The organism is Rhizobium mesosinicum (assembly GCF_019511345.1).
In the GTDB taxonomy this organism is placed as follows: Bacteria; Pseudomonadota; Alphaproteobacteria; order Rhizobiales; family Rhizobiaceae; genus Rhizobium; species Rhizobium mesosinicum.
In genome coordinates, this window is the sequence record NZ_JAEUAK010000016.1 from 109,826 (window position 1) to 131,180 (window position 21,355).

Below are 21,355 nucleotides of genomic sequence, written 5' to 3' on the forward strand. Positions count from 1 at the left end.
ATGGCGATTACACTTGACCAGACGATCGGGCAGAAGCAACGGAGCTGGCTTGCGTCGATCTTGGGCGGCCAGACATTCTGGGTTCTGATTGCCGTCATTCTCGCCTGCATATTCCTGTCGATGACGACGGATTCCTTTGCAACGTCGAAGAATATCTACAACATCACCCGCAACGTCACGTTCGTCGCAATTATCGCGCTGGGCATGACGCTGGTCATCATCACCGGCGGCATCGATTTGTCTGTTGGCTCGGTGCTTTGCCTGTGCAGCATGGTGCTGGCGGTCGTCATGCACGCGGGATACAGTATTGAAGTCGGCATTGCAGCCTCGGTCGGCGTTGCCCTTTTGGTCGGAGCGTTCAACGGCCTATTGATTGCCTATCTCGGCTTCCCACCCTTCGTTGTAACGCTCGGGATGCTGTCGATTGCGCGCAGCCTTGCGATGGTTGCGTCCAACAACACCGTCGTTTTCCAGTTCGGGCCCGATCACGACAAGCTGCTGGCGCTGGGTGGCGGCGCCTGGCTCTTCGGCATCGCCAATCCGGTGCTCTACATGGTCGTGCTGGCGCTCCTTACCGGCTTTGTGCTGCGCTGGACCAAATTCGGCCGCTATGTTTTTGCCATCGGCGGTAATGAGCACGCCGCGACACTGACGGGCGTTCCCGTGCAGAGGATCAAGGTTATCGTCTATATGATTTCCGCCCTGTCGGCGGGGGTTGCCGGCATCATCCAAACCGGCTGGCTCGGCGCTGTCACCACGAATATTGGCGCCGGGATGGAGCTTCAGGTCATCGCCGCTGCAGTCATCGGCGGCGCCAACCTGGCCGGCGGCGTCGGCACCGCCTTTGGGGCGCTGATCGGCGCCGCGCTCATCGAGGTTATCCGCAACAGTCTCGGCCTGCTCGGCATCAACGCATTCTGGCAAGGTAGCTTTATCGGCGGTGCAATTGTGCTTGCCGTTCTTTTCGACCGAATTCGCAACTTACGGCGTGACGAATAGGCGGAGGCGACCTTAGGCGCAAACTGATATTCAAATGGACAAAAGGGAATAATACCTAAATCGCCTTTCTTTACGACGCCATTCGATGTCGCATTGGTGAAGCGAACATTCCCGAGACCAGTGCCAATGGTAACAGTTGCCCGATGGACGATGTCCCGGCTGAAGAGGACTTCGAGAGGCCTTGAACGACGCAATCATTGTGCATCAATACCAGCCTGTTGTGATTGTTGATTTGGGGATGGCGTCGACAGTTTCATCAGTTCATCAGAGTGGTGCTCAATAGGCACCAATTCTACCATGGACCTGCCGCCGTTCGATTGAACCATAGCCCGCGCAATCGCCAATTTGCAGAAAACACTCTCCTTTAGTCCCCCACCAACCATAATGCGTTGGATGATCGAGGAGCGGCCCTGCGAATTCCGTAGCCATCTCCCATTTAGTCTCCTAAGTGACTTCCAAACATCCGCAATACACACATTGTTCCCTGATCCCGTAGAGGCGGAAGCGCCGCTTCAGTAGTATCGGCGGCATCTGGAGCGTTGTTGCCGGAACAAACCCTGGTCACATATGTTTAGTGGCCGAAACCACAATGTTTGAGGGCGCGATGACTTTCAAAATCGATCCATACTGCGGTAGCGCCCCAGCGCCTCAACTCTTGATGTCAGCTTGGAATGTCGATCCTTACCTGCTGTTCGCCATAAGCCTTGTCGCTGCATTGACCTGGCTCCCGGCACTTCGAGACAATCGCATCCGGCAATGGCTGGCCGCTATCCTTCTCCTTGTCGTCGCCTTCGTTTCTCCCCTGTGCGCATTGAGTTCAGCATTGTTCTCGGCAAGAGCAGTTCATCACTTCGTACTGATCTCGCTTGCTGCGCCGTTTATCTGGCGCTTTGTTTTCAGCCGAGAGACGTTTTGGGACCGAGTGCCGTTGATATTCATCTTCGTCTTTCACACGACGATGCTCTGGTTATGGCATCTGCCCGTCCCCTATGCTTGGGCGCTGTCAGGAAATGCTCCTTACTGGATCATGGAAGTCCCGCTTTTCCTGTCGGCCTTGTGGCTTTGGAGGGAAATTCTCGATGTCAGACGACCTGCAGGCGGCGCGCTTATCGTCTCCGCCGCAACGCTCCTGCAGATGACGGCGCTCGGCGCATTTCTGACCTTTGCGTCACACCCTCTCTTCAGCCCGCATTTTCTGACGTCGCAAGCCTATGGTCTGTCGCCTCTCGAAGATCAGCAACTCGCCGGACTTTTGATGTGGATACCGGCTTCACTGCCCTTTGCAGCAGCATTTCTGTTCAGGGTCGCTCGAGCGCTCACTCAACCGTCCGATGGACTATTGGTCGGACGAACCGCAGCCGCTTCGAGATTGCTGCATTAAGCTTTCAGCGCCTTCGGTAGCAGCGACTGAAGCTGCGGCAGCCGCGAACTCTCGCTGCGACCACTCGTGCATGGAATTCTTGGCGAAGCTGGAGGGACTTCAGGGCGATGATTTCCTCAAGCAATATATTCAGGTCAGGAATCCGCACACAAGGACGCGGTCGACCTCGTCAAAGGCGACGGCGACGGCGACGATAATGCCGAGCTGAAGTATGAGCCGCAAGCACGAGAACGGCACTTGAACACCATCTGAAGGTGGCAAGGATCTGAACCACTAACGATCATTGCGGTGCGATATGGCCAGAAGTTTTGCGACTTCCACAACGGTGACGGCCTCTGACCATGGAATTGGGCGGCGCCACAAACGAAGAAGCTTGGGAACCTTCGTTACCTATTCAGGTTAAGTAGCCAATATTGGGAGCCGACGATGATCAACTACCTCTGGCTTTTTGCAATAGCAGGAGGAGCAGCACTCCTTGGAATTGCTCTTGCTTTCGGAATGATCAAGCAGGACGGACGGCGATCCGTTGCCGCGATAGCCGGTGCCTTTGTTGTTGCTGTCGGCGCTCTCGGCCTAGGTCTCTATGTCGCCAGTGCACCGACAGCACCCTTACAGGCGCCGGACAGGGAAGGAACCCAGAATAAGCTTCCGGCAGCTGCGGCCACAGAAAATAACCAGCCAGGAAACTGACCCCTATCAACATCATTGGTCCGCGCTGATGAGATGGAGGTCAAGCAACCTATCGGCAAGAGGTGCTCATGACGAATTTGGCCACTGTCCCGGAGCGTGAACTCGCATCAGCGCTCGAGACGATGACGGATGAAGAGCTTTTCGAACTGATGGCCGACTTAGAGAGGCGCAGTGAATCGTCGGATCACGCATCGTCAACAAATGAGGTACTCGCAAAAATCGTTCTTACGGAAAGTGCGATTGAGAAGCGGTTTCCAGGCCAAATGCTGCTGCCATACAAGGATTGGAAGAACAGACCCGATCGGTTAGCGCCACGATAGTGCCACATCTCGCGCAAGGCTTAGGGTGACTGCCAGACGGCAGAAAGCCAGAGCATGCTGAACCTCATTCCGCCCCTGAAGTGAATTGTCCGATCGCGCACGCATCGAGCCGAAGAGGGCCCGTCCATACTCACGATACCCATCGGCCCGGCAATGCTATTCACAAGGCTGTAGACCTCTTGCTGCCGAAGATGCCAGCGTGCCCCCAGTGTCCCATCGTCAGTTGCGGCTGACGAATTTATTGAACCGGCTTCTCTCACCATCCTCCGTCTTTTCCTGATGAAGAAAAGCAAGTTCGTTTTCATCAAAGATGGCGAAGAACTCGTCCCAGGAAATTTCTTCCAGATTTTCTTCCGGCTCCCCAAAATCGATGCGCAATATGCCTCCCTGTTTGGCACCCTTGACACGGGAGGGATGCCCTTTACGCGCCTCCACCCATTTGCGAATTACTGCATGGTCGGTTGTCGTATTTGCTGTCGTCATTGGAGCCTCCATTTCGCTTTCATCCCACGTCCTCCAGCTTTTCCGCCGTTCTCGCGTGGCATGGAATCGAACCAATGCGATTGGCTAAAGTTCCAGACGAAGTCGTGCGCAGTATGTGGTCCTGCGGACCATGAAGTCGTCCGGAGAACCATATTGAGGCCCGGTGCCAGGAACATTGAGCGGGTTCCATGGTTCGAAGAGGCAGATGAACCGGAACTCGAGCCGACCTTTAATCACGTACATCGGAACTGTCCTGTTTATCGAGCCTGGGACAATGAATGCAGGCGGCAGAGATAACGAGCCTGCACAGCTCTCAAGGGGAACACCCATCTTATGAAAAAGCCCGACGACGATCCCATTCAGGCAAACCGGCCCACCGCTGAACAGCAGCAAAAAAGCCTGACAGGTGGGCGGATCATCGTCGTCTTGATCGCCACCGTGGCCGCCATCGCCTTCCTGCTCTACATCACGATCCTCATCTACGGCCTGCTGCATAGGGCATGACCGCAAGGGCGGGATCCTGCTGTCCTGCTTTTCAGCCGCTCGAGGGCCGGGAGGCTGCTTCAGGCAAGCAGGTCGGAACCTTTGATGGCGGAAGAGGTTTGCAGTCTTTGACAAGCAAAGGACCAGTTCGATGCCCAATGCTGCAGATATATTGATAGACACCCTGATCGATTGGGACGTCAAGGCCATCTTCGGCCTCCCCGGAGACGGCATTAACGGTGTGATGGAGGCGTTGCGCAAACGCCAGGACCAGATCCGGTTCATACAGGTTCGGCATGAGGAATCGGCAGCGTTCATGGCGAGCGCCTATGCGAAGTTCACCGGCAAGCTTGGCGTTTGCCTCGCAACATCAGGGCCGGGAGGCACTCATCTGCTGACGGGCCTTTATGACGCCAAGCTCGACCAGATGCCGGTGCTTGCGATTACCGGGACGCAGTTTCATGACCTGATCGAGACCTTTACGCAACAAGACGTCGACCTCACTCGGGTGTTCGACAATGTCGCGATCTATAATGCGCATGTCAGTGACGCATCGCACATGGAAAACGTCGCCAGCCTCGCCTGCCGCTCAGCGCTCTCGCGCCGCGGCGTTGCGCATCTTTCGATTGCCAACGACGTTCAGGAAATGGATTCGAAATCCCGTTCGAAACGGAACCGGCCAAAACATGTGCCGAATCGCTATTTTCAGGGCCGTCAGGTACCCGACGACACCGAGCTCGATCATGCCGCCAAGATCTTGAACGATGCCCGCAAAGTGGCGATCCTCGCCGGCCGGGGCGCCATTGGCGCGCAGGCGGAACTACGCCAGGTTGCCGAATTGCTGGCTGCGCCGGTCGTCAAGGCCCTACTCGGCAAGACGGCTCTCGCCGACGATGATCCGCTGACCACAGGCGGCATCGGCATTCTGGGCACTGAACCGTCGCAAGCGGTTATGGAACAATGCGATGCCCTGCTGATCGTCGGTTCGTCGTTTCCTTACATCGAATATTACCCACGGCCCGAGGCCGCCCGCGGCGTTCAGATCGACAGCGACCCGCAGCGGGTGGGACTGCGCTTCCCCGTCGATGCCGGTCTTGTGGGGGATGCGAAAGAATCGCTTCGGCTCCTCAATAATAGGCTGACGAGAAAGACGGATCGGTCATTTCTCGAACAGGCGCAAAGGGCGATGTCCTCCTGGCGCCAAAAAATGAATACCATGGAGACGGATCAGAGCGCGCCGTTGAAGGCGCAGGCCGTGGTTCGAGCTTTTGGGCAGCGCATCACGGCGGATGGCGTCGTGGTAGCCGATTCCGGCCAGAACACGGAGCTGGCGGCGCGGCATATAGACCTCGGCACTGAAAACCTGTTTGCTGTCTCCGGTGCCCTCGCCTCGATGGCCTCCGCCTTGCCTTATGCGATCGCAGCCGGCGTCGCCGATCCAAAGCGGCCAATTTACGCAATCGTCGGCGATGGCGGCTTCGGCATGCAGCTCGGAGAGTTTTCGACGGCCGTGCGCCTCGGCCTTCCCCTGAAATTGCTGGTCATCTGCAACGGGATGCTCAATCAGATCGCGTGGGAGCAAATGATGTTTCTCGGAAATCCTCAATTTGCCTGCGAACTGGCGCCGATCGATTTTGCCAAGGCGGCAGAAGCAATGGGAGGTCGTGGCTTTACGATCAGGCGGTTCGACGAGATAGAGCCAACGCTTGCAGACGCGTTTTCCGTGGCTGGCCCGGTCGTCATTCAGGCCCTCGTCGACCAATACGAGCCGTTGATGCCGCCGAAAATGCCAAAAGATTATGCCAGGAACTTCCGTGATGCGCTTGCCGATACGCCGGGTCATCAAGCGATCGAGAAAAATCTGTCCCGCTCGCCGCTTCGCGAGATGATGGCTGCGGGAGAGGAGGAAAAGGACCTATCGGAAACCACGACTGATCTCCCGGGCACCCCTTGAACTGCGAGGGGATGTGGTCAGGCGGAAGGACATGATGAGCAGCTCGTCCTCAATCGATGGCAATCTCGGCACCGCTCGTCTTCGCGTTCGAAACTTGCTTTCGTCGGCGCCGGTTTGGGTAATTGCAGGGGCTATCGGCTGCACGTTGATCGCCGTTCTTCTTTTCTTCTACTTCACTAAAGCCGATCCTCGCTTCAGTCCTCGGGATGCCGCGTTGACGGCAGGCGACGCTGCGAAAGGACAGCTGGTCTTTCTCGCCGCCGACTGCTCTTCATGCCACGCCACGCCCGGCCAGCCGGACAAGTTGAATCTGGGCGGCGGCTTGGCGCTCGCCTCACCGTTCGGGACGTTCAGGCCGCCAAACATTTCGCCCGATCCCGTGGATGGCATCGGGTCGTGGTCGGTCGCCGATCTTGCAAATGCGTTGATCAGCGGCGTCTCGCCTCGTGGCGAACATTACTATCCCGCCTTCCCCTATCCGAGCTACACCGGAATGTCGCTCGACGATGTAAGGGATCTTTACGCCTATCTGCGAACGCTGCCGCCGGTAGCCGGGCGGCCTCCGCCGCATGAACTGCCGTTGCTGTTCAGGTTGCGCCGGGCCTTGGCACTCTGGAAATTGCTGTTTTTTGATGAGGGCAAGTCCGAGGCAGTTATCAACGGCGATACCACGCATGATCGCGGTGGCTATCTGGTCGAAACGCTCGGTCACTGCGCCGACTGTCATTCGACCCGCAACAAGCTGGGCGCAATCAAGCCTTCGACGCGTTTTGCCGGAGGGCCTGACCCCGAAGGCACGGGCTATGTGCCCAATATCACCCCGAGCCGTATTGGCGGCTGGTCCGAGACGCAAATCGCCACCATGCTCAGCACCGGCGAAACGCCGGACCACGGCCGGGTCGGCTCATCGATGGCAGATGTCGTCGCCAATACGGCGCAGCTTCCTCAGGCTGACCGAGATGCGATTGCATACTACGTCAAGTCGCTGCCGCCGCGGTCGACACCCCATCCTTAACTTACTGCGCGTAGAGATAAGCAGCCAGATCCCTTGCCTCGGCTTCAGAAATCCCGGTTGCAGGCATTGCGGAGTTCGCGGAGAAGCGCTGCGGGAGAACGATCCACTGCACGAGATTTTCTGGCGTGTTGCTGGCGACGCCGCCGATATAGATGCGTTGCCGCAGATCGGCCAACGGCCCGCCAACCTTCCCATCCGCGCCCGCAATGCCTGGAATGACATGGCACCCCCCGCATCCGTAGCGACGAAAGATCGCGGGTGCCCGAGACGGATCGCCTGACGTCATCGTGATCGCCACCGCCTGACGTCTCTCTCTGTCTCTAAGACGATCGGCCGCGAAACCAATAAAGGTCAAGGTCAGAGCCAGAGCGAGGGCGGTCAGGGCATAGTTAAAGCGAGTGAAAGCGATTTGCACGCACACCTCCTCTGCTTTCCGCGCCGATCGATAATATCGAGATGTCTGACGCCGGTCTTGCCGCGCTGGTGATAGGAGTGATCAGCGCTGACATGGGCTCAGCAGCACCGTTGCCGCTCCTTGAAGAAATAGAGCGAAGGCAAAGCCAAATCCGCACAGTACCCCGAGCTTGCTGACGAAAAGCGTACTGCGAGAGGTCGCTGACAGATGGCCCCGCCATGAAATCACCGCGCCGGCGACAGCGAGAGTGGTCGCGAGGAAGGCCACGAATACCATCCAAGCGGTTCCCCTGTCGCAATCAGTGTGGGGGAGCATCTGCCCGAGCTGGCTGCTCACCGCCCAGGCAGCCGGCGATAGGGTCAATCCGGAAGTTCTTGCTATAGCGACACTCATTGTCGGGGCACCCAATAGATGCAGATATAGAGTGGAAGCCAGGTGATGACCACAAAGTTCCAATAAAGCGCGTTGTCCTGAACGTCGCCGTAGCGACGCGCATTGTCGCCGTGGCGGGTAAACATCAGGCATGTCAGCACCAGCGTGTCGATCAGATCGGTGAGGATATGCGTTGTATGCAGCCCAAGCAGGGTCCAGACGATCGAACCATAGGCATTGTCGTCCCAGCTCACGTGTAGGGCGGGAAATTCGAACGCGCGCAGAGCCAACGGAGCGATACCGAAGAGTGACATCACTACCAGACCAATCTGCACTTTCCTCAATTGCTTCTGCTCAGCCCATCGCGACACCATGACGTTTGGGATGACGCTGGCGAGCAGCAGTCCCGTCAGGAGCGTACCGGGAAGCAAGTCCGGAGGCGGCGCGTCGATCGGCCATTGCGGCGCCAGGCTCATCAGATAGAAATAGACCGCAATGGCCAAACCGAACCCTGATCCTTCGATCAGCATGAAGGCCCCCGTCGCCCACCAGGTCGGCGAGGCAGAGCCCATCCCGTGTAACGGCAATCTCGAAACGTCGAGCACGATTCGATCCCTCACGATTCATCCTCCGCACTGCCTTTGGGCCAGAACCATGCGATGAGCGTGATCGCGATCGGGATGGAACCCCAGACGACGGCCCAAGGTGAGAACATCGACCAGATCAGCATGATTGAGGTCGCAATGGCCGCCCAGAAAGGCCAGACGCTATCGGCTGGCGACGACTCGCGCGCTTCCGGCAGCGCTTCAACAACGCTGGTCACCAACAGCTCGCGGCGATCGGTTCTCAGCCCGCTCGCAACCGCGAACTCACCATTCTCCGGCGACGGCAATTCCCGCGCGTCAACAACGGGAATCCGTCGGAAATTATAAGAGGGAGGTGGCGACGATGTCGTCCATTCCAGGGTCGTTGCGTTCCATGGATTAGGACCGGCGGGTGCTCCATAGCGCCAGCTGCGGAACGCGTCGATGAAGAAAATAAGAAAGCCAAGAGCCAGGACGAGCGAGCTCAGACTGACGAAGAGGTTCAAACTACCCCATGGCAGCTCGGGCTGGTATGTGTAGACGCGGCGCGGCATGCCCACCAAGCCAAGGATATGCATTGGAAAAAACGTCAGGTGAAAACCGATAAAGATCAGCCAGAAGGCCCGGCGGCCCAGCCGTTCGCTCATCATCCTGCCGGTCATCTTGGGAAACCAGTAATAGATGGCGCCAATCAGCGGGAAGACAGCACCGCCGATCAGAACGTAGTGAAAATGTGCGACGACAAAATAGGTGTCGTGCACCTGGGTATCGAAGGGTACCGATGCGACCATGACGCCGGTGAGGCCGCCGATGACGAATGTGACGATGAAGCCAATAACGAACAGGAACGGCGTTCGAAAGACCGGTCGTCCCGCCCACATGGTTGCCAGCCAGCAGAAAATCTGAATGCCAGCCGGGATGGAGATGGCCATGCTGGAGGCGGTGAAGAAACTCTCTCCCAGTCGAGGCAATCCGACTGTGAACATGTGATGCACCCAGAGCCCGAACGATAGAATTCCGGTCGTAATCAGCGCCATCACCATGAGCACGTAACCGAAAAGCGGGCGCCCAACGAAAGCAGGCAATATAGTCGACACCATCCCGACGGCCGGAACAAAAATGATATACACTTCGGGATGACCAAAAAACCAGAACAAGTGCTGCCACAGCAGCGCGTCGCCTCCCTCTGCCGGATTATAGAACTGCGTACCGACCAATCGGTCGAGGATCAGCGTTGAACTGGCGAACATGATCGCCGGCATGGCCATGATGACGAGAAACGACATGACGAGCATCGCCCAGACCAGCACGGGAACCTTATCCAAAGACATGCCCGGCGCCCGTTGCTTGAAGACGGTGACCACGATTTCGACCGCGACGGCGAGCGCCGAGAGTTCGGTGAAGGTGATCATCTGCGCCCAGATATCGGCGCGTTTGCCGGAGCCATATTCGGGTCCCGACAGCGGCACGTAGGCAAACCATCCGACGTCGGGGGCTGTGTCGAGGGCAAAGGATAGCCAGAGCAGGATGCCTCCGAAGAGGAATATCCAATAAGAAAAGGCATTCAGTCTCGGAAAGGCAATGTTGCGGGTGCCGACCAGGAGGGGGACGAAATAAACGCCCATGGCCTCCATCACCGGAACGGCGAAGAGGAACATCATGTTCGACCCGTGCATGGTGAAAATCTGGTTGTACCGGTCGGGGCCGATGAATCGGGCTTCCGGCTCTGCCAGCTGCAGGCGCATGGCAAGCGCAAGCATTCCGCCTAGGATGAGAAAGACGAACGCCGTCACGACATACCGTTTTGCGATAATCTTGTGGTCGACGGTCGCAATGGCGCCCCAAAAACCCGGGCGCGAGCCCCAGGTGACGGAGAGCTGGCGCTCGACCTCGGCATCGGCGAGTCCGAGATCTGTCACAGTAGCAGAGGCTTGATCCTGCGTCATCGGAGGCTTTCCATATAGGCAGAAAGCTGCCGCAACTCGTCGGCCGTCAACGGCACGACCGGCATGTTGTTGCCAGGCTTTAACGTTTGGGGATCGGCTATCCAGGCGGCAAGCGAGCCGCGGGTGGTTTCGAGCAAGCCGGCTGCGATCGTGCGGCGGCTTCCGACATGGGTGAGATCGGGTCCGGTCGATCCCGATGCCGGCGTCCCGCGTATCGTATGACAGGCTGCGCATGGCTTTGCCAGGAAAACGGCCTGGCCGGCGATGGCCTCGGCTCCGCTCGGCGATGCTCCGTCAAGCCGCTGCATGGTCGACCAATGCTGATAGTCGGCATCGTCTTCGGCGATGACGACGAAGGCCATATGGCTGTGCTGGAGGCCACAGAACTCGGCGCATTGGCCGCGATAGACGCCCGGCTTTTCGGCCCGTAAGGTCAAAATATTCTCTCGCCCCGGAATGAGGTCCAGCTTACCCGCAAGGCTCGGCACCCAGAAAGAATGAATGACATCGCCAGCCTGAAGGTGAAGACGGACAGTTCTGCCCACTGGAATATGAAGCTCGTTAGCCGTCTGAAACATCTGCCTTTGATCCTGATCGGCATAGATGAACTGCCACCACCACTGCTGAGCGCGAACGGTTATCGTGAGATCGGCGGTTCCATCGCTATTCAGGGCACGCGTCGTATAGAAGCTCGCTATGGTCAGGACGGCGACGACGAAAGCGGTAGCTGCGGTGGCGATTGCCACAACAGCCATTATCCGCCGCTCTGATCGAGAATCCAGGACTGGTTGGCGCTGACGGCGTAGCAGCGCGAATGCCATGAAAAGAACGACCGCGAGCCAGATGAGGATTGCGACCAGGACGATGAAAACGATCAGATCTTTCAGTGCGATGGCAGCCTGACCGTATGCGCCGAGAACCGATTGGGGACCGCTGCATCCGGAAAGCAGGAGCAGGAGCGCAGACAGAGAGCGGCTCTTCACGGCGATGGCCCTTGGTCAGGTTTCAAGACAGACGGACCCTGTTCGAAAAAAATCGCAGCCGGTGCGCGGTTTTCGGCGGGGCGCGTGTAACGGTCGTCGCTACGGCCTGGTGCAACGGAGCTGGCGGTATAAGATCCGACCGCCTTGACGTAACCGGCGAGCTGCCAAATCTGATCGATCGTCATCTTGTTCTTGAAGGCCGGCATCCCATGCGGCCGGCCGTCGCGGATGGAGGCGACGATTGAAACCATGGAAGGACCATAAAGCCACCACCCGTCGAGAAAGGATGGACCAGTTCCGCCTCTGCCGTCGCCGTGGCAGGAGGAGCAGCCGAACCAGGCATAGAGCCGCTTGCCTTGGCTAAGATCGTAGCCGGTGGTCTCGTATGGTTTGTTGAGAGCAAAGTATACTTCTGCCGGCGTGCCTCCGATTCCGTTGGCCATCAACCGTATTCCTCCGAGCGCATCCGCTACAGGTGGATCGATGCGGTATTGCCTTGGCTCACGCAGCCAACCGACCGCAGCAGCCAGGCACATGGCAAGGATCATAACAACAATGCCCGAACCCCAGCCAAGACTCCGCTTCAAGATCTTTTCCGGCATCGCCTGATCCCCTGCGCCACTCACTCGAGCGGCGCTGTTTCCGATCGGCTAAGGCGCACGGGCAGCAGCTTGTATGCCGGCGTTTTTGCTTTTTCGTCGTGATGGCTGAGGGGGAATAGCGGATTTGCTTCGGGATAATAGGCTGCGCAACATCCTTTCGGAATATCGTAGGCCACGATCCGGAAGCCCGAGACCATGCGCTTCGTCTCCGGTTCGATCGCGGTCGACAGATCGACGCGGTCTCCATCGACAAAACCTAGACGAGCGATGTCAACGGCATTCAAAAAAACGACACGGCGGGTACCGTCGACACCGCGGAAGCGATCGCTATAGCCGTAGATCGTGGTGTTGAACTGATCGTTCGAACGCAAGGTCGTGAGATGGAGAACACGTTCATCCTCGACACTTTCGAACTGCGGAAACAGGCGTGGCGGCGTGATGAAATTCGCTTTGCCGTTCGGCGTCACCCATCGGCGCTCCCTGGCCGGCAGCGGCCGGGGGATGCCGCCCGGCTGAAAGAGCCGCTGGTTGAACCCCTTGAAGGTTTCCGGATATGTCCGCTCGATCGCATCGCGGATTTCGGAATAGTCTGCTACCCAGCGATCCCAGGGCACGCTGCTTTCGGCCAAGGTTGCCTTGGCCAGGCCGGCGATAATGGCAGGTTCCGACAGCAGTTCGGGACTGGCAGGTGCTGCCCTACCGCGCGAGCCATGGAAATGCGCCACGGAACTTTCGATCGAGACCGCCTGCGGGCCGCTCGCCTGCGTGTCGATTTCCAATCTGCCAAGGCATGGCAGCAGGTAGGCGATCTCACCGTGGATGACATGGCTCCGATTGAGCTTGGTAGCAATCTGCACGGTCAGACGCAGCTTTCGCCACGCCGCTTCCAATGCCACTGTATCAGGTGCAGCGCGCAAGAAGTTGCCGCCAAGGCTGATGAACGCCCGGCTTTCCCCTTCGCGAATGGCCTTACACACATCCACAGTGCCATGGCCCTTCCAGCGTGGCGGGTCGAAGTGATAGAGCTCCGCCAGCTTGTCCAGCGGCGCAAGATCAGGCTTTTCGGTGATGCCGACCGTTCGCTGGCCCTGCACGTTGGAATGGCCTCGCACAGCGCAGATATTGGCGCCCGGCTTGCCGATATTTCCGCGCAGCAGGGCAAGATTGACCACCATCTGAACGTTCTGAACCCCCATAACATGCTGGGTCAGCCCCATCCCATAGACCATGAGGACGGCATCGGAAGAGGCATAGGTGCGGGCCGCCTGCATCATCTGCTCGCGCGTGAGCCCCGATACCTGCTCCAGCTCCCGCCATTCATAGCTCCTTGCGGCCGCAGCGAACTCTTCGAACCCGGACGTGTGTTCGGCGATGAAATCATGGTCGAGGACATGTTTTCTGTCGGCCGCGCGCATCGAGGCAGCGAAGGCCACGGCAGCGGCATTGGCAGGATCGTCCGGTTCTGCGTCAGAGCCGGAGACTCTAGTGAAGCCGGGCTGGTGCAGGGCGTCGTCGGCTTCTATCAGCGCTTTGCAGACGCCAAAGAGAGCCGCAATGTCTCCGCCATTCTTCACCTGATAATATTCGCTGGAAATCGGCGTTTCCTTGCCGGTCAGCATCTGGCTCGGCGCCTGCGGATTGATGAAACGTTCGAGACCTGGTTCTCGGAGCGGATTGAAGGTGACAATCCTCACGCCGCGGTCGACCGCATCCTGAAGATCGTGAAGGAGCCGCGGCGACGATGTTCCGACATTTTGTCCAAGGTAGAAAATGCAGTCGCAGTTCTGAAAATCGGAGAGGACCGCCGTACCGACGGAAGCGCCTATGCTTTCCGGCAGCGCGACGGATGAGCTCTCGTGACACATATTGGAAGAGTCGGGCAGATTGTTGCTGCCGAAGATACGAGCGAAAAGCTGGTACATATATGAGGTTTCAAGCGATGCGCGGCCGGAAGTATAAAACTCTACCTTCTCCGGCGGAATGCCACGCAGCTCGCGGCCGATCTCCTCAAATGCGGACTGCCATGAGACCGGAACATATTTGTCCGTTGCCTCATCCCATCGCATCGGATGAGTAAGGCGCCCCTGCTCCTCCAGATCGTGGTCGAGCCAGCCTTCGAGTTCCGCCAGCGAGTGCGCCGCGAAGAAAGCGCGATCCGCACGTCGGCTCGTCGTCTCCCATACGGTCGCCTTGGCGCCATTTTCACAGAATTCCAGCGGATGAGGCTTTGCCGGCTTGGCCCAGGCGCAGCTGACGCACATATATCCGTCGGGCTTGTTCTGATGTGACAGCAGCGCAGGACCAGAGACCGGAATGTGTTCGCGGATAAGAATTTCTCCCACCGATTTTGCTGAACCCCACCCACCCACTGGTCCGCTGTCAAAGCCGATCTTCGGTTTCTTTCTGGGTCTTGGGGTCATAATTTGAAACGTCCCGAACGTTATCTACGGTTTCGACGGACACCCGGCGCATTTGCTTCTAAAGGGCAGCAATCCGCCCACAAGATCGATTACCGACTGGATACTTTTGATACGCCTCGTCGCGTGCCGAGCGATGCTGCTGTCAAACTCCGGAACGGGCAGGTTGTTCCGCGACCGATCTGACGCCGCTCGAGGCGACGAACATTTTTTCTCCAATGATGTGGATGCCAAGGCAACGGTCATGGCGTCATTATGTTGGCGGCGGCTTTCCGGCTCCTCGCCGCTTCACCTTCTCCTCGATTTCGTCCAGTACCGCTTCCGGTGTCACCTCCTCTTTCAATTCCTCAAGCTCCGCTTTCGTTTCGATTTCGACGCCGAGTTTGTCGGCAATGGCCGCAGCAAGGGTCAACAGCGTCGTCACCTCATGCTCCGCAAGAAGGCAGATCTGCAAATTGAGATCGGCGCGCTTGTCGTCAGCCTCCGCCATACGATTTTGGCTGATCAGCACGAATGTTGAAATGAAGATGGCTTCGACAGACGCGACCATGGCCAGAATGACCAGCGACGGGTCGAAGGCGGGCACGAAAGGAAGCAGGTCGAGATTGGCCATGATCCAGAACCCGAATATCAACAGGTGCAGATAGACGAACATCAAGGATCCCGCGAAACGGGTAATGGCATCAACCGCCCGCTCCTGCATGGTCGACTGCCGTGCCTCTTGCTCCCGTCGCTTTAGCAGGGCCTCAATGTTGCGGTCGAGCCGCTTTGCAGTCCTACGTACCTGCCGATCGGATATTGACGATGACATTGAATGCTTCCGTTGTTGGGCTATTCCGACATTCCACGACGCGAAGAGTTTGGTGTTGGCTATCTTTTCGACGAAGGACCGCTTCATCAGCGAACAGGCAACCGTTCACCTCTTGCTTCTTCCGCCATCGAAGGCGCCGAGAACCGACCGGATGAGTTCAACGGCCCTCTTGCCTATGCCCGGAATTGCCAGAAGTTCGTCGTCGGTCATTGCCGCCAGTTTACTGACCCGCTTGACGCCATTGGAAAGAAGCGCCTTTACGATCCAGACAGGAATCTTGCTGCGGGCGAGCATGTCGCTCGAGGCTGCCCGCGGCTTCGACGTCGTCCGTGCTGGTCGAGAGGCCATGTTGATCCCACAGATGAATTGCGACGCCAAAACCGTCAAAAGGCCTGGCGGTTCCAGTCGATTCACCGATGACATCAAACAATTCTGCTAGATCGGACCAAACGCTCGCGTCATGCTGGAAATTTTCCGCTTCCGTAGATGCGATCGATAATTTTTGCGAGGTCGACAAGCCGCTCGCAGGCTGGATCGTAAGTCTGACCGCCAGCAAGGCGCGCCGCCCAGTCCACCGCCGCCCGCCCTCCCCAATCATCAGGCGGCTGAACAAGACTTTCGGCCGCAGTGCCGCGCAAGCGCTGAGCAGTGAAGTCATAGAATGAACCATTGACGTTCTCGAAAGATGCGCCCCCTGCTGTTCCGAAGAAGTCGGCGCTGATCACAGCATCGCACCCCGCCTGCAGTCGCCAGGAGCACGTAAGCCGAATGACGGCACCATCTGCCAAAGTGAGCGTAGCGACGGCAAAATCTTCAACGTCCTCCAGCTTATCGATAAGCTCGCCCGCTTTCATCAAAGTGCTATTGATCTCAGCCACTTGAGGAAAATCGAGACACCAGAGCGCCATGTCGATGAGATGAACGCCGAGGTCGATCACGCATCCTCCGCCGGATAACGATTTGTCGTAGAACCAGGATTTGTCAGGGCCATAGGCATTGTGAAAGACGAGATCGATGGCGAAGACCTTGCCGAGCTCTCCATGACTGATGAGATCGCGGATGCGCTGCATGCCTTCGGTATGACGATAGGACAAATCGACACCGAGGAGCCTGTTGGCTGATCTGGCCGCTGTCACGACTGCCGCCGCTTCCGCCGCGGATCGGCCGAGCGGCTTCTGACAGAACACCGCAACGCCGGTCTGCAGGGCTCTTATCGACTGCTCGGCATGCAAAGCGCTCGGAGTTGCAATGACGATACCATCGAGAGGGTGCGACAAGAGCGCGTCGAGATCGGCGACGATCTTTGCGTCGGGGGCAAGTTCAAGCGCTTCACACGCCCTCTCCTCAGAGGGATCGGCGATGGCGACAGCTTCTGCCAGGTTTGACCGGAGGATCGCTTCCATTCGGTTCCGGCCGATCCAGCCGACACCGAGAAAGCCAAGCCTAACGGGCTTCACGCTCGTCTGAATGAAACGCCTGTCCATCATCGTGTTCATTTATACGTCACCAGCGCTTTGAGAAAGCCGTCGGGCCTGTCGCGGGTGGCGTCGAGCGCCTCGCCCAGCCCTTCGAGCGGATAGACATGCGTATAAAGCCGTGACGGGTCGAGCTTGCCGGCCACAACCGCTTCTACCGCCTGGCGCATGCCAGAGATATAGATCTTCGGGTCGCGTTCATGGGCATTGATCACGTCGAGCCCGCGCCAGTTCCAGAGCTGCATGTTGACTTGTCTGGGGCCATCCTGGTGGTATCCTGCCACAACCAGCCGGCCACGCTCCGCAGTCAATTCGCCGGCGAGGTCAAGCGGCCATTGCTTGCCGACCGCCTCTATGACGCAATGACAAAAAGCATCGCCAGTCAGGTGTTTCACAGCCTCGATGATCCGCCAGTGATCGTCCATCGCCAGAGTTTCTGCGGCGCCCATCTGCCTGGCTATCTCCAGCGAAAACGGGCGGCGAGAGATTGCGATGACGCGCGCGCCAGCGCCGCTGGCAAGCTGTGTCAGCAGGGCGCCGAGAAATCCAATCCCGATGATAGCGACAGTCTGGCCGGGCCCGATGCCGCTACGCCGAAATATGTTGATCGCACATCCGAGCGGCTCGCCGGGGAAGGGCTGGTCATCGAGTGCCGCGGGCAACGGAACGAGCATTTCGACATCGGCGATGTCGTGGGTGGCATAGGCATGGTATGAAAGCGCTGCGACGCGGTCCCCTAAACCAAAGGTCGACACTCCAGGCCCAAGCGCGTCGACCCTCCCCCAGCCTTCGTGACCGAGGGCACCGGGCTCTGTTGGAAAGGTCATCCATTCCGGCCCGGCCCAAGGCCCGAGGTTGGATGCGCATACGCCCGAGCCTTCGAGCCTGATCCTCACCTGCCCTGGTCCAGGCTGAGGGAAAGGCCTCTGCTCCACAGTGACCTCCCCCGGGCCGGTAATGATGGCCGCCCGAATCCGCCCTTCGGACGCTCTCGGCAACATGTTCATGAACTGCTCCTCCGGTTGGAACATTGTCGGTGACGGCATCGTTGCTGCGGGACATGCGATCGTTCCGGCCATCCTGCCTGATGCCTTGCCGCCCCAATCTTCGAGGAATATTTCGCCGAAGAATTGGCCATCTAACCAACGACGCCGCCAGATGTTCCGGATGATATCAAAGAACATGTCAAAGAAGATGTCATTGAACCAGGAACAATCTCCGCCGAGCTTCGTTCGGCAGATCATCTTCAACCTGAGCGGACGGAAATCTGATGGCAATGATCCTTGTGACTGGCGGCTGCGGCTTCATCGGAAGGCATGTCGTCGAGGAACTTCTCGAAAACGGCTATGGCGTGCGGGTCCTCGACGCATTGATTGACCAGGTTCACGGCGATGCTGAAGCGTCGTTGCCCGAAGCTGCCGAACTCTTGCGCGGCGACATCAGGGATAAGAACGCGGTCGAGCGGGCACTCTTGGGCGTGGATGGCGTCATCCATCTTGCCGCAGAGGTTGGCGTCGGACAGTCCATGTATGAAATTGCCCGATATGTCGGCAGCAATGATCTCGGCACGGCTGTTCTTCTGGAGGCGATGATCGGCCGGCGGCCAAAACGCATCGTTGTCGCTTCGTCGATGAGCGTCTACGGCGAGGGCCGCTATCGGGCAGCAGACGGCACGCTGCTCGACGTGGTTAGGCGCAGGAGTGATCGTATCAAGGCCGGCCAATGGGATCTGTTCGGCGGTGACGGCAAGGCTTTGAGACCCGTCGCCACGGACGAGGAGAAACCTGTCGATCTCGCCTCGATCTACGCTCTGACGAAATACGCACAGGAAAAACAGGTTTTGATCTTCGGGGATGCCTACGAAGTCGACGCAGTGGCACTGCGCCTCTTCAACGTGTTCGGCGCCGGTCAGGCCTTGTCCAATCCCTACACCGGCGTGCTGGCGAACTTTGCCGCCAGGCTTGCCAACGGTCAGCCGCCGATGATCTTCGAGGACGGTGAGCAGCGGCGAGACTTCGTACATGTACGTGACGTGGCCCGCGCCTTTCGTCTCGCACTCGAAAAACCCAATGCATCAGGGCATGTGATCAACATCGGCAGCGGCCAGGCTTACACGATCGCTGAAGTAGCGATGCTTCTTGCCGAGGCCATGGGGGTGCCGGAGATACGGCCTGAGATCATGCACAAGGCACGATCGGGCGATATCCGGAACTGCTTCGCCGATATTTCCAAGGCGCGAGAGCTGCTTGGATTCGAGCCACGCTTCAGACTGGAAAATTCTCTGGGACCTTTCGCCGAATGGGTGAGACATACCGGAGCGATCGACCGTGGGGCGGAGATGAAACGGCAGTTGGAAGAAAGAGGGCTGGTGTCATGACCGTGTCCGGATTGACCGCCAAAACCGAAACGTCCCTGAGATCCTACGGGTTTGTGGAGTGGTTCCGCCCAGGTGAACACGAGCGGACCTTGCAAACGATCGCAGACGTCAGATCGAGCGGCGCAAGCTATCTGCGGACGCATCTTTCATGGGCTGAATATCTTGCGCCCGGCGGCGAAGCCTGGTTCGATTGGCTGATCCCGAAGCTCGGGCGCGAAATCGATCTCCTTCCTTGCATTCACTACACGCCGCCGTCCTTGTCCCGGACGGGACGGTCTTCGGGTGCGCCGGCCGACCTCAAATCATATGCTGATTTCGTCGACCATGTACTCACCCGATACGGCCGATATTTCAGCCATATCGAATTGTGGAACGAGCCCAACAATCTCCTCGACTGGGACTGGCGAGAGGATAAGGATTTCCTCCTCTTCTGCGAAATGGTCGGCGGTGCCGCCTACTGGGCCAAGCATCGCGGCTGGAAACCGGTGCTCGGTGGCCCGTGCCCGTTCGATCCCTATTGGCTCAATCTGATGGGCGAGCGTGGGGTACTGGGCGTCGTCGATGCCGTTGGCTTCCACGGTTTCCCCGGCACATGGGACAGCGAGGAAGGCACCTGGGGCGGCTGGGACATGCATCTTGGCGAGATGCGAAAGATTATCGATCGTTTCAATGACGACGCCGAGATCTGGATTACCGAAACCGGCTATTCGACCTGGCGTAACGACGAAATGGAACAGGCACGGCGTTTCGTGAAGGCTTTGAGCGTTCCGGCCGACCGGATGTATTGGTATTCCTGGCGCGACGTACCGCCGCATGTTGCGGTGCAGGAAGGCCTGTGGTTCGACCCTCGGCACTATCACCTCGGAGCCGTCACGCATGACAACCAACCGAAACTGCTTGCGCGGCTGCTCATGGAAGGCGGCGTCGACCGGCTGAAGCAGGTCGCGCGGCTTGCGGCTCCCAACCTCGCCAAGGGAGCTGCCCCGATCGTCATCACCGGAGGCTGCGGCTTCATCGGCTCCAATCTCGCCGACAGCTACCTTCAGGACGGTGAAGACGTGGTCGTTCTCGACAATCTCGGGCGATCCGGCGTCGATCAGAACCTCGGCTGGCTGACCGAACGGCATGGGGCAAGGGTGCATCCGGTGCTTGCCGACGTGCGAGACGCCAGAAGCATCGAAGCAGCATTTGCCGACGCCAAGGCAGTGTTTCATTTCGCCGCCCAGACCGCGGTCACGACGAGCCTCATCCATCCTGTCGACGATTTCGAGGCGAACGCAAGGGGCACGATCAACGTTCTGGAATCGGTACGGAAGGCGGGACGCCGCGCGCCCGTGATCTTTGCCAGCACCAACAAGGTCTATGGCGGGCTTGATGACCTTGCCATGCGCGAGTTCGAAGATCGCTATATGCCGGTGGACGAAACCATCCGGACATTTGGCATCGGCGAAAACCGGCCGCTCGATTTCTGCACCCCCTATGGCTGCTCCAAGGGCGTGGCCGATCAGTATGTGCTGGATTATGCAAAATCCTTCGGTGTTCCAACCGCCGTGCTGCGCATGAGCTGTATTTTCGGCCCGCGACAGTTCGGTACCGAAGACCAGGGCTGGGTGGCGCACTTCCTGATCCGGGCGCTGGCTGGAGAGCCCGTTTCGATCTACGGCGACGGCAAGCAAGTCCGCGATATTCTTCACGTCGCGGATGCGGTTGCCGCCTATCGCACCTTGCTCAACGGCATCGATAAGGTCAGGGGCAGTGCCTTCAACCTGGGAGGTGGCCCGGCAAACGCTGTCAGTATCCTGGCGGTTCTGCGCGAGATTGGCCGGCTGCTGGGGCGTCCAGTCGAGACCTCCTTCGGCGACTGGCGAGCCGGCGACCAATATTTCTTCGTCGCAGACACACGCAGATTGGAAGGCGCACTGGGCTGGAGCGCGCGTGTCGGCTGGAAGAGCGGGCTGCAGCACCTGGCGGAATGGCTTGTCGAGAACCGTTTCGGCGGCCGGCCTGTTCTACGCCACACTAGAAAGGTTTCGGCATGATCGCTAGGC

The 21,355-nt window shown here is 58.5% G+C and carries 20 protein-coding genes; 10 read left to right on the plus strand and 10 right to left on the minus strand.

Annotated features, from left to right (window positions below; all coding sequences use genetic code 11):
• The 4 genes from JNB85_RS28605 (at position 1) to JNB85_RS28620 (ending at position 3,390) form a co-directional block, all read left to right on the plus strand.
• The gene (locus JNB85_RS28605) at positions 1 to 999 is read left to right on the plus strand and encodes an ABC transporter permease (RefSeq protein WP_220337782.1); all 999 of its coding nucleotides are present in this window, start codon (positions 1 to 3) and stop codon (positions 997 to 999) included.
• Positions 1,000 to 1,657: 658 nt separating this feature from the next.
• The gene (locus tag JNB85_RS28610; RefSeq protein ID WP_223216640.1) at positions 1,658 to 2,380 is read left to right on the plus strand and encodes a cytochrome c oxidase assembly protein; all 723 of its coding nucleotides are present in this window, start codon (positions 1,658 to 1,660) and stop codon (positions 2,378 to 2,380) included.
• 429 nt (positions 2,381 to 2,809) lie between these two features.
• Complete coding sequence (locus tag JNB85_RS28615) at positions 2,810 to 3,070, plus strand: hypothetical protein (RefSeq protein ID WP_220337808.1); 261 nt, start codon at positions 2,810 to 2,812, stop codon at positions 3,068 to 3,070.
• 68 nt (positions 3,071 to 3,138) lie between these two features.
• Complete coding sequence (locus tag JNB85_RS28620; protein WP_220337784.1) at positions 3,139 to 3,390, plus strand: hypothetical protein; 252 nt, start codon at positions 3,139 to 3,141, stop codon at positions 3,388 to 3,390.
• Between the two features lie 219 nt (positions 3,391 to 3,609).
• On the opposite strand, the gene JNB85_RS28625 is transcribed toward JNB85_RS28620, so the two are convergent.
• Positions 3,610 to 3,873 (minus strand): hypothetical protein, encoded by a 264-nt coding sequence (locus JNB85_RS28625; RefSeq protein ID WP_223216641.1) that lies wholly within the window; start codon positions 3,871 to 3,873, stop codon positions 3,610 to 3,612.
• A gap of 333 nt (positions 3,874 to 4,206) precedes the next feature.
• Here JNB85_RS28625 and JNB85_RS28630 point away from each other — a divergent pair, with 333 nt between their 5' ends.
• The 3 genes from JNB85_RS28630 (at position 4,207) to JNB85_RS28640 (ending at position 7,325) form a co-directional block, all read left to right on the plus strand.
• Positions 4,207 to 4,377, plus strand: a complete 171-nt coding sequence (locus JNB85_RS28630; RefSeq protein ID WP_220337786.1) for a hypothetical protein — start codon at positions 4,207 to 4,209, stop codon at positions 4,375 to 4,377.
• A gap of 130 nt (positions 4,378 to 4,507) precedes the next feature.
• Positions 4,508 to 6,310, plus strand: coding sequence for a thiamine pyrophosphate-binding protein (locus tag JNB85_RS28635; RefSeq protein WP_220337787.1), 1,803 nt, complete (start codon positions 4,508 to 4,510; stop codon positions 6,308 to 6,310).
• A gap of 34 nt (positions 6,311 to 6,344) precedes the next feature.
• A complete protein-coding gene (locus JNB85_RS28640; RefSeq protein WP_220337809.1) occupies positions 6,345 to 7,325 on the plus strand; it encodes a c-type cytochrome in 981 nt (326 codons plus the stop codon).
• A gap of 1 nt (position 7,326) precedes the next feature.
• Here JNB85_RS28640 and JNB85_RS28645 read toward each other — a convergent pair whose 3' ends face one another.
• The 7 genes from JNB85_RS28645 to JNB85_RS28675 form a co-directional block, all read right to left on the minus strand.
• On the minus strand, positions 7,327 to 7,740 hold the full coding sequence (locus JNB85_RS28645) for a c-type cytochrome (RefSeq protein ID WP_220337788.1): 414 nt from the start codon (positions 7,738 to 7,740) through the stop codon (positions 7,327 to 7,329).
• Between the two features lie 389 nt (positions 7,741 to 8,129).
• Entirely contained in the window at positions 8,130 to 8,732 is a 603-nt protein-coding gene (locus tag JNB85_RS28650) for a cytochrome c oxidase subunit 3 (RefSeq protein ID WP_220337789.1), read from the minus strand.
• Entirely contained in the window at positions 8,729 to 10,642 is a 1,914-nt protein-coding gene (ctaD, locus tag JNB85_RS28655) for a cytochrome c oxidase subunit I (RefSeq protein ID WP_220337810.1), read from the minus strand. The genes JNB85_RS28650 and ctaD overlap by 4 nt, the downstream gene beginning before the upstream one ends.
• Entirely contained in the window at positions 10,639 to 11,625 is a 987-nt protein-coding gene (coxB, locus tag JNB85_RS28660; RefSeq protein WP_220337790.1) for a cytochrome c oxidase subunit II, read from the minus strand. Before coxB ends, ctaD begins: the two co-directional genes overlap by 4 nt.
• The gene (locus JNB85_RS28665) at positions 11,622 to 12,227 is read right to left on the minus strand and encodes a c-type cytochrome (protein ID WP_220337791.1); all 606 of its coding nucleotides are present in this window, start codon (positions 12,225 to 12,227) and stop codon (positions 11,622 to 11,624) included. Before JNB85_RS28665 ends, coxB begins: the two co-directional genes overlap by 4 nt.
• 20 nt (positions 12,228 to 12,247) lie before the next feature.
• Positions 12,248 to 14,647, minus strand: a complete 2,400-nt coding sequence (locus tag JNB85_RS28670; protein ID WP_220337792.1) for an FdhF/YdeP family oxidoreductase — start codon at positions 14,645 to 14,647, stop codon at positions 12,248 to 12,250.
• A gap of 250 nt (positions 14,648 to 14,897) precedes the next feature.
• The gene (locus JNB85_RS28675; protein WP_220337793.1) at positions 14,898 to 15,455 is read right to left on the minus strand and encodes a DUF1003 domain-containing protein; all 558 of its coding nucleotides are present in this window, start codon (positions 15,453 to 15,455) and stop codon (positions 14,898 to 14,900) included.
• A gap of 55 nt (positions 15,456 to 15,510) precedes the next feature.
• Here JNB85_RS28675 and JNB85_RS31290 point away from each other — a divergent pair, with 55 nt between their 5' ends.
• The gene (locus tag JNB85_RS31290) at positions 15,511 to 15,894 is read left to right on the plus strand and encodes a hypothetical protein (RefSeq protein WP_338050378.1); all 384 of its coding nucleotides are present in this window, start codon (positions 15,511 to 15,513) and stop codon (positions 15,892 to 15,894) included.
• Positions 15,895 to 15,913: 19 nt separating this feature from the next.
• Here the strand turns inward: JNB85_RS31290 and JNB85_RS28685 are convergent, their stop codons facing one another.
• Both JNB85_RS28685 and JNB85_RS28690 read right to left on the minus strand, forming a co-directional pair.
• Complete coding sequence (locus JNB85_RS28685) at positions 15,914 to 16,951, minus strand: Gfo/Idh/MocA family protein (protein WP_220337794.1); 1,038 nt, start codon at positions 16,949 to 16,951, stop codon at positions 15,914 to 15,916.
• Positions 16,948 to 17,937 (minus strand): MDR/zinc-dependent alcohol dehydrogenase-like family protein, encoded by a 990-nt coding sequence (locus JNB85_RS28690; RefSeq protein WP_220337795.1) that lies wholly within the window; start codon positions 17,935 to 17,937, stop codon positions 16,948 to 16,950. The genes JNB85_RS28685 and JNB85_RS28690 overlap by 4 nt, the downstream gene beginning before the upstream one ends.
• Before the next feature lie 263 nt (positions 17,938 to 18,200).
• Between JNB85_RS28690 and JNB85_RS28695 the strand changes: the two genes are divergently transcribed.
• Together JNB85_RS28695 and JNB85_RS28700 are read left to right on the plus strand one after the other, a co-directional pair.
• Positions 18,201 to 19,307 carry an NAD-dependent epimerase/dehydratase family protein gene (locus tag JNB85_RS28695; RefSeq protein WP_220337796.1) on the plus strand — a complete coding sequence of 369 codons (1,107 nt, stop codon included), beginning with the start codon at positions 18,201 to 18,203 and terminating at the stop codon, positions 19,305 to 19,307.
• Positions 19,304 to 21,346 carry an NAD-dependent epimerase/dehydratase family protein gene (locus JNB85_RS28700; protein WP_220337797.1) on the plus strand — a complete coding sequence of 681 codons (2,043 nt, stop codon included), beginning with the start codon at positions 19,304 to 19,306 and terminating at the stop codon, positions 21,344 to 21,346. Before JNB85_RS28695 ends, JNB85_RS28700 begins: the two co-directional genes overlap by 4 nt.
• Positions 21,347 to 21,355: the final 9 nt, after the last annotated feature.